This is a genomic window from uncultured Pluralibacter sp. (genome assembly GCF_913775985.1).
Taxonomy (GTDB): domain Bacteria; phylum Pseudomonadota; class Gammaproteobacteria; order Enterobacterales; family Enterobacteriaceae; genus Pluralibacter.
In genome coordinates, this window is sequence record NZ_CAJYMB010000081.1 from 1 (window position 1) to 8,756 (window position 8,756).

Annotated in this window: 6 protein-coding genes and 1 pseudogene; 5 read left to right on the forward strand and 2 right to left on the reverse strand. The window is 55.0% G+C overall.

Translation table 11 applies throughout. The features are described 5' to 3' along the window. On the reverse strand, positions 1-106 hold a 106-nt coding region (locus tag QZ766_RS08650; protein WP_297200279.1), incomplete at its 3' end, for a LacI family DNA-binding transcriptional regulator. A 174-nt stretch (positions 107-280) separates the two neighbouring features. Here QZ766_RS08650 and malX point away from each other — a divergent pair. The 5 genes from malX (at position 281) to add (ending at position 8,582) form a co-directional block, all read left to right on the forward strand. Next, positions 281-1,873 (forward strand): maltose/glucose-specific PTS transporter subunit IIBC, encoded by a 1,593-nt coding sequence (malX, locus tag QZ766_RS08655; RefSeq protein ID WP_297200267.1) that lies wholly within the window; start codon positions 281-283, stop codon positions 1,871-1,873. A gap of 60 nt (positions 1,874-1,933) precedes the next feature. After that, positions 1,934-3,106, forward strand: coding sequence for a MalY/PatB family protein (locus tag QZ766_RS08660; protein WP_297200269.1), 1,173 nt, complete (start codon positions 1,934-1,936; stop codon positions 3,104-3,106). A gap of 217 nt (positions 3,107-3,323) precedes the next feature. Then, complete coding sequence (locus tag QZ766_RS08665; protein WP_297200271.1) at positions 3,324-5,132, forward strand: sulfatase-like hydrolase/transferase; 1,809 nt, start codon at positions 3,324-3,326, stop codon at positions 5,130-5,132. Positions 5,133-5,497: 365 nt separating this feature from the next. After that, positions 5,498-7,489 carry an insecticidal delta-endotoxin Cry8Ea1 family protein gene (locus tag QZ766_RS08670; RefSeq protein WP_297200274.1) on the forward strand — a complete coding sequence of 664 codons (1,992 nt, stop codon included), beginning with the start codon at positions 5,498-5,500 and terminating at the stop codon, positions 7,487-7,489. 91 nt (positions 7,490-7,580) lie between these two features. Beyond that, positions 7,581-8,582, forward strand: a complete 1,002-nt coding sequence (gene add / locus QZ766_RS08675) for an adenosine deaminase (RefSeq protein WP_297200276.1) — start codon at positions 7,581-7,583, stop codon at positions 8,580-8,582. Between the two features lie 33 nt (positions 8,583-8,615). Here the strand turns inward: add and QZ766_RS08680 are convergent. Next, positions 8,616-8,756: pseudogene (locus tag QZ766_RS08680) on the reverse strand (oxidoreductase); the annotation flags it as partial.

Consider the following 8,756-nt stretch of genomic DNA (forward strand, 5'->3'; position numbering starts at 1 on the left):
CGCTCGAAATACGTCCCTTGCCGCTCAGCACCAGCGATACAGTGGCGACAGAGACGCCCGCCGCATGCGCAACATCGTTAATCGTGATTTTTTTTACGCCCGCCATGAATCGCGTCCTGCTCCCGTATGCTCGATAAAACGTTTTATCTGACTGCCGTAGTTATAGACCTTATTATCGTCAGGTTATGTGATTTTACTCTCACTAAAAAGCGGTAAAACGTTTTATCTTGCTGCCCATTGCGTAATCACTTTTGATTTAATCAGCTTGAGGAGTCGTTCAATGACGGCGAAAGCAGCACCAAAAATTACACTGTGGGAGTTTTTTCAGCAGCTGGGTAAAACCTTTATGCTGCCGGTCGCCCTGCTCTCTTTCTGCGGCATCATGATGGGCATCGGCAGCTCCCTGAGCAGCCACGATGTCACCACCCTGCTGCCGTGGCTCGACGTGCCGTTCCTGCAGGCTATCTTTATCTGGATGGGTAAAGTCGGCTCGTTCGCTTTTAGCTTCCTGCCGGTGATGTTCTGTATCGCTATCCCGCTCGGGCTGGCGCGGGAAAACAAAGGCGTCGCCGCTTTTGCCGGTTTCGTCGGGTTTGCGGTGATGAACCTCGCGGTTAACTTCTGGCTGACGGCGAAAGGCATTCTGCCCACCGCCGACGCGGCGGTGTTGAAAGCAAACAACATTCAGTTCGTGCTGGGGATCCAGTCGATTGATACCGGCATCCTCGGCGCGGTTATCTGCGGCATCGTAGTGTGGCTCCTGCACGAGCGCTTTCACACTATCCGCCTGCCGGACGCGCTGGCCTTTTTCGGCGGCACCCGCTTCGTCCCTATTATAACTACCGTTGTTCTCGGGCTGGTCGGTCTGGTTATCCCGCTGGTGTGGCCGTTCTTCGCCAAAGGCATCGCGGCACTGGGCAACATGATTAACAGCGCCGGGGATTTTGGGCCGATGATTTTCGGCACCGGCGAGCGCCTGCTGCTGCCGTTCGGCCTGCACCACATTCTGGTGGCGCTAATCCGCTTCACCGAAGCCGGCGGCACGCTGGACGTATGCGGGCATCAGGTGAGCGGCGCGCTGACTATTTTCCAGGCCCAGCTGGGCTGCCCGAGCAGCCACGGCTTTGCTGAAAGCGCAACCCGTTTCCTCTCCCAGGGTAAAATGCCGGCGTTCCTCGGCGGCCTGCCCGGCGCGGCGCTGGCGATGTACCACTGCGCCCGCCCGGAAAACCGTCACAAAATTAAGGGCCTGCTGATCTCCGGCGTGATTGCCTGTGTGGTAGGCGGGACTACCGAGCCGCTGGAGTTCCTGTTCCTGTTCGTGGCGCCGGTGCTGTACGTTATCCACGCCCTGCTGACTGGCCTGGGCTTCACCCTGATGGCAGTGCTCGGCGTGACTATCGGCAACACCGACGGCAACATTATCGACTTCGTGGTGTTCGGCATCCTGCACGGCCTGGCCACCAAGTGGTATCTGGTGCCGGTCGCCGCTGCCGTGTGGTTTGCCGCCTACTATGCAATCTTCCGCTTCGCCATCACCCGCTTTAACCTCAAAACGCCGGGGCGCGACGTGGAAGCGGCTGCCAGCATGGAAGCTGCCACAGCGGGCACCCTCGGAAAATCCGGTTACAATACACCAGCGATTCTGGCAGCCCTTGGCGGTGCAGATAACATCACCAGCCTCGACAACTGCATTACCCGCCTGCGCCTTTCCGTGGCGGATATGAGTAAGGTTGACCCGGCAGCCCTGAAGGCCAATCGCGCCATCGGCGTCGTCCAGCTCAACCAGCATAATTTGCAGGTAGTGATTGGCCCGCAGGTGCAGTCCGTGAAGGACGAGATAAGCACCCTGATGAACAGCGTTCAGGCGTAATCACATCGGGCCCCGCACGCGGGGCCCGTCGCCGACTTAATTTAATAACGGGATACGCATATGTATGACTTCTCAACGGTGGTTGACCGCCACGGCACCTGGTGCACCCAGTGGGACTACGTCGCGGATCGCTTCGGCCACGCCGACCTGCTGCCATTTACCATCTCCGACATGGATTTCGCCACCGCGCCGTGTGTGATTGAGGCGCTGACCCAACGCCTGCAGCACGGCGTGTTCGGCTACAGCCGCTGGAAAAATGACGAGTTTCTCGGTGCGGTGCAGCACTGGTACCGCCGCCGCTTTGGCTGCGAGATTGACGCCGCGAGCGTGGTGTACGGCCCGTCGGTTATCTATATGGTGGCAGAGATGATCCGCCAGTGGTCGGACACCGGGGACGGCATAGTGGTCCACACCCCGGCCTACGACGCATTCTATAAAACCATTGAGGGCAACCAGCGCCGGGTTGCGGCGGTGCCTCTGCAGCAAAGCGCGGCGGGCTGGGAGTGCGATATGGTGGGCCTGGAAGCGGCGCTGGCTGAACCGCGCAATAAAATTCTGCTGCTGTGCAGCCCACACAATCCCACCGGCAAAGTCTGGCGCCGGGACGAGCTTGAAACCATGGCGGCACTGTGTGAAAAACACGGCGTGCGGGTGATCAGCGATGAGATCCACATGGATATGGTCTGGGGCGCGCACCGCCATACGCCGTGGGCCGCCGTGGGCCGCACGGACTGGGCGCTATTCACCTCAGGCTCAAAGAGCTTTAATATTCCGGCACTTACCGGCGCTTACGGGATGATAAGCGACGCGCAGGCGCGGGAAGGTTATCTTCAGGCGCTGAAAAATCGCGATGGGCTTTCTTCACCCTCAGTGCCGGCGCTGGTGGCGCATATTGCCGCCTATACTCAGGGCGAGCCCTGGCTCGACGCGCTGCGGGAATATCTGCAGGAGAATATGCGCTACATCGCCGACGCCCTGAACGGCGCATTCCCGGTGCTGAACTGGCAGCCGCCGGAGTCCACCTATCTGGCGTGGATCGATCTGCGGGCACTGAACATTGACGACAGGCTGCTGCAAAAAGTGCTTATCGAGCAGCAAAAAGTCGCCATCATGCCGGGTTATACCTACGGCGACGAGGGCGCGGGTTTCCTGCGCCTCAACGCCGGCTGTCCGCGCAGCAAGCTGGAAGCTGGCGTTAAGGCTTTAATCAACGCCATTCACGCGCTCCACTGATCCCCTCTTCTCCTTCCGTTCCTTTACGCGGCCCGCGATGATACGCCCGGGCCGCGCTTTCATATTCTGTACCACTAATTATCAGCGCGGCGCTGGCAATAGCGCGGAGCGGGAATTACTATAGCGTGCCCTTTTGCGGCGCGTATTCGTGGAGCGAGTGCGGGCTAAGGACGGAACGCTGGATTTGCTACTCGGGAAACAACAATTTGGTATCGTTATGAAAAAACTTTTTCTTTTCTCACTGGTCAACGTGCTGATATCTGCGCTGATTGCCATCCGCTATTTCACCACGCCCGGCAGCCTGTTTAATATCACCACCCACAGTTTCTCGTTCTTCGCGGTGCTGGGTAACTTTTTCCTTTTATACCTGCTGTTGTTTCTAATTTGCTCGCCGCTGCTGTTTATTAATAAGACGCTGCGCCGCATTATTGTTGCCCTGCTGTTCACCTTTGCCCAGATTTCGCTGTACGTTGATACCATCGTTTTCGAGCAGTACCGCTTCCACATCAATCAGTCGATGCTGACGCTGGTGCTCTCCGGCCAGGTGGTTGACTTCTCGCTGGCAAGCTACGCGATGATCGCGCTGATTTTCATTGTCGCCTTCAGTATTGAGCTGCTGATTTTAATCGGCATCGAGCGTAAATTCACCGCCGGCAAGGGCCGTAAGATTGTTAAGTGGAGCTCTATTTTTGCGGTGGTGGCGCTGCTTATCAGCAACATCGTCTATATGATCGGCTTCTGGTACTCCTATTCGCCGATCATGACCGTGCAGGAGAAATTACCGCTCTACTATCCGCTGACGTCGAAAAAAATCATGGGCTTTTTCGATAAAGACGGCGGCAAACGGCACCAGCCTGCGGTGGACGACAGCGCCCGCCATCTCAATTATCCGATTCACCCGCTGATGATTAATCCCGTTACCCACAAGCCAAAAAACATTCTGTTTATTCTGATCGATGCCTGGCGCTTCGATACCTTTTCCGACGCCGTCTCGCCGAATATGGTTAAGCTGACGGCGGAAAATAACGGCGTTATTTTTGACAACCACTACTCCACCGGCAACGCAACCCGCACCGGTATTTTCGGCCTGTTTTACGGCGTGCCCGGCACCTACTGGGAAGCGTTTCTGCACAATAACGTACCGTCGCTGTTCGTGACTACTCTGCAGAAGCAGAACTACCAGCTGGGGATCTTCACCTCCGCGAAAGTGACCTTCCCGGAGTTTGACCGCACGGTTTTCGCCACCGTGAAAAATCTGCGCATTAATAGCGAAGGCGCGACCGTGCCGGACCGCGACGCCAACGTCAATAAAGACTGGATGCGCTGGTATCGCGAGCAGGATAAGAACCGTCCCACCTTCTCATTCCTGTTTTACGACTCAGCACACGCCTACGAGTTTCCCAAAAATGGTGAAAAGTTCTCGCCGGTTAACGACCTGAACTACATGACCCTAAAGAACGATACCGATCCGACACCGCTGTTTAACCGCTATAAAAACAGCGTCTACTATATCGACTCCCTCGTGAAAGAGGTGTTTGACGAGCTGAAGGCCAGCGGCACGCTGGACAACACGCTGATAGTTCTGACCGGCGATCACGCTCAGGAGATGAATGACAACCATATGGGCTTCTGGGGCCATAACGGCAACTTTACCGACGCCCAGACCAAGGTGCCGTTTATCGTAATTAATCCTGACGATCGGGCAGCGCTGGCGCAGAACAGCCACAAGCTGACCAGCCACGAAGACGTGGTGCCGATGCTGATGAAACACTATCTGGGGGTAGAAAACCCGGTCAGCGATTACAGCACCGGCTACGATATGGAATCGGCAATGCCCGAGCGCCAGTGGCTGCTGATGTCGAGCTACAGCATGTGGGCGGTAAGAACACCTGACTCCATCTATCAGGTTAACGGCATTGGCATTAGCCACTTTATGAATGCCCACAATCAGGAGATTGACGGGCAGCCGAACTATAAATACGTCTATGATGCGATGGAGCTAATGCGCCATTTCAACAAGCGGTAAATCACTAAGGGCGCCAACCGGCGCCCTTTTTTAATTACCTGCAAGTTACCCCAGCTACATGACCGAATTTGTGCCCGTTATTCAATAAAATACTATAGCATTAAAATCCGTTGACTGCTTTCAGTAAATATGAATTTATAGAGTAGATCGCCGTGCTGTATTCCAGATCTAACTATACCCATAATAACTCCGCGTATTATCAGTCGTTATTCGACTTGCTAATAACGTCCCGGCGCATCACATACGCAGCATTATACCCTTAATAACTCAGGCTGTATTTGGGTCAATCCCCTGTTTGCGCCTGTATAGCATGAAATAGAACTGGTATAGGCTGAAATGAAATATACTCAGGGTAAAATATCATTATGAACAGACGCGACTTGTTGAAAGGTGGTATCGCACTTACGGCCAGCGGCATGATTAATCTTCCGCTGCCGTTCAGGATAATGAGTGAAGCGGAGGCGGCCACGCTGCTCTCCCTCTCGCAAATCGGTAAACTTTGGTATCCCGGCTCTACAGATACTATTAGCAATGTTTTACAAGACGTTAAAAAGCGTTTTGCCTCGGGCGGTTTTGACGGCTCGCTGATTATCAGCAGCATTAAAAACAATAATATCAACGGACTGTATAATATTATGGAAACAGCTGCCGTTGCCGGGGTTGCGGCAGTGCCGGTGGTGGGCTGGGTGCTGTCAGCGTTCCTGTCTCTGGGGTTTAAGTACCTCAACAGCACTCTCAGTTCAACCACAGATTATAAGGATATGATTACCGGCATCGTTAACAAGGCCATTGATGAGAATAACTATAATTTAATGAAAGGGGCCTTTGCCGGCACCACTAATGTTTACACTACATACGCGAATCTCATTGCATCATTCCAGAATAATCCTCCAAGCAGCGATCAGCACGTACAACTGATTGGCAAATACAATGATGTTATTACCTCCTACGAGCAGCAGTCACCTAATTTGCTGTTAAAAGACAAAAACGGCTACACCTATCAGGGACTGCCGCTGTTCTGCTCATTGTTAAATATTGCCACCTGTGCCTCAATTGATATTTTGAAAAACAAAGAGAAGCTCAATATTGATGACGCTTTTTATAATCAAAACTATCAGGCCAACGACAAAAGATTCTATGCCGAGCATAAAAAGATCCGCGATACGCTCACCGACGTCCTGAAAAATAACGCCCAGCTTTCTCACGATTTCCCGACCGAATGGGCAAAACGCAACTCGCTGGCGCGGGGATTATTCCTCTCAGGACTTTCAGGGCTGCTGGAATCATTCCGCCGACGCTACGAGGCTAAATTCTTTAAGACTATCCAGCTGCGCAATTCTATCGAAATTTACTCTAACAGTTACGTTACCCAGAAGACGCTGGAGCAGGATATTAGCGCGGACTTGCTGAAGCGCGCCTCCGTGTTGTCGAAGCTGACCGGCTATAGTCACGCTGACCGCATTCAGCGTATCGGGCTGGGTTATCTGGACAGTACAGAAGGAGGTAAAGGCTATTATAAGCAGTATGAAACCTGCTCCGGGGAAGTTGGCAATGGCGATCAAAAACGCATCAATGTCGATTTCAATATCAATCAGTTCGGCGGCAGCGGCGTCGGCAGCGGCGATCGTCTTCCGATCAATATTACCTACAACGCGACGGCCTTCGCGACTTACGGTATTGAGCTTGCAACTTCCGACGGCAAACACAATATTCTGCTTGGCCAGCTTTCCGGCAATAAAGATGGCTTCTACTCTTTTGGCATCCCGGGCTACTACCTGGCCGGTCTGGTGGTCAATAACAGTAACGAGAATGGTAAAACCTGCGCCGTAGATTCTGGCCCGTCCATCACAACAGTGGCTTCCGTGCACCGCCACTGGTCGTCTCTGGAATATGTAGCGGAGTTTCGCGATGCCAATACCGGCATAGAGCTTGACACGTCGGTCTTCTCGCTGGAGGACAACAACGAAGTCGCCGTTCACGGCTACGCCGACTACCTGATTGGTAAAAACATCATCAAGTACACGCCTGCCGGGGGCAAATCTAAACTGCTGACATTTAGCGTGTACAACTCAACCGGGAAAAGTATTACCGCCACGCCAGTGTTGTTTGCCTCCTCTGCGCAGCCGCTGACGGACTATCTAATTACCGTGGGCAGCAACAGCGCAAAAATCACCCTGAGCAGCACCAAAGACGGCGGCGTGGACACCGGTATTCGCGGGATCGACGGTAACCTCTATCTTGACGGCGCATCCACCTCAACCCTGACCTTCCCGCCGGGTAAGTCAGTATTGACCATCAGCAGCACGAACAAATTACTGACCTTCATGTTTGCTTCACTGTTACTGGTACCTAATTAAATAGCGGGCGCGGGGCGGCAAGTGTTGCCGTCCCATCCCCGGCGCGGCTCATGCTATACTCTGGCGATCTTTCCAGCCTGACGAGGATCTCATGATTAACCGCGATCTCCCCCTGACCGACATCCACCGCCATCTTGACGGCAATATCCGCGCCCAAACCATTTTAGAGCTGGGCCAGCAGCACAATATTGCGCTGCCCGCCCACTCCCTTGAGGCCCTGCGCCCGCACGTGCAGGTGACCAGCAGCGAGCCGGATCTGGTGAGCTTCCTGAGCAAGCTCGACTGGGGTGTAAAAGTACTCGCCGACCTCGATGCCTGCCGCCGAGTGGCGCGCGAGAATATCGAAGATGCCGCACTCAACGGGCTGCATTACGTCGAGCTGCGCTTTTCGCCGGGCTATATGGCAATGACCCACGGACTTCCGGTGGCAGGCGTGGTCGAGGCAGTTATTGCGGGCGTGCGCGAAGGCTGCCGCGAATTCCCGGTGCAGGCGAAGCTTATCGGCATTATGAGCCGTACCTTTGGCGAGGCCGCCTGCGAGCAGGAGCTGAACGCCCTGCTGGCGCACCGCCATGAAATTACTGCCGTGGATCTGGCCGGAGACGAACTGGGTTTTCCCGGAACGCGCTTTCGCAGCCACTTCGATCGCGCCCGCGATGCCGGCTGGCATATTACCGTTCACGCCGGTGAAGCGGCCGGGGCGGAAAGCATCTGGCAGGCAATCCGCGAGCTGGGCGCCGAGCGCATCGGCCACGGGGTTAAGGCGGTTGAAGATCCGGCCCTGATGGATTATCTGGCAGAAAAAGGCATCGGCATTGAGTCCTGTCTGACCTCCAATATTCAAACCAGCACGGTAGCGGCGCTTGCCGGCCATCCGCTGAAAACATTCCTGGCGCACGGCGTGCGCGCCAGCCTGAACACCGACGATCCGGCGGTACAGGGCATTGATATTATTCATGAATACGAAGTAGCGGCGCCTGCTGCGGGCCTGACGCCGGCGCAGATCCGCCAGGCGCAGATTAACGGCCTGGAGAGCGCGTTCCTGTCCGCGAGCGAGAAAAAGGCGCTGGCGGATAAAGTCCGCAGCGCCTGAGTAACAATACGCGCCGTCGGGCGGCGCGTATTATCAGGAAAGGCTCAGCGTTGCCCGGTGGCGCGCCGATTCAAGACCCATCTCCAGCAGTTCCATCACTACAATCGCCTGGCTTACCGGCACCGGATTTTCGCCGTTGCCGGTAAGCGCGTCGCGAATGCCGGCATAGTAAGC

Coding starts and splice junctions, on each gene's coding strand:
- QZ766_RS08670 (WP_297200274.1), top strand. CDS start 5,498: ATGAACAGACGCGACTTGTTGAAAGGTGGTATCGCACTTACGGCCAGC.
- QZ766_RS08665 (WP_297200271.1), top strand. CDS start 3,324: ATGAAAAAACTTTTTCTTTTCTCACTGGTCAACGTGCTGATATCTGCG.
- add (WP_297200276.1), top strand. CDS start 7,581: ATGATTAACCGCGATCTCCCCCTGACCGACATCCACCGCCATCTTGAC.
- QZ766_RS08660 (WP_297200269.1), top strand. CDS start 1,934: ATGTATGACTTCTCAACGGTGGTTGACCGCCACGGCACCTGGTGCACC.
- malX (WP_297200267.1), top strand. CDS start 281: ATGACGGCGAAAGCAGCACCAAAAATTACACTGTGGGAGTTTTTTCAG.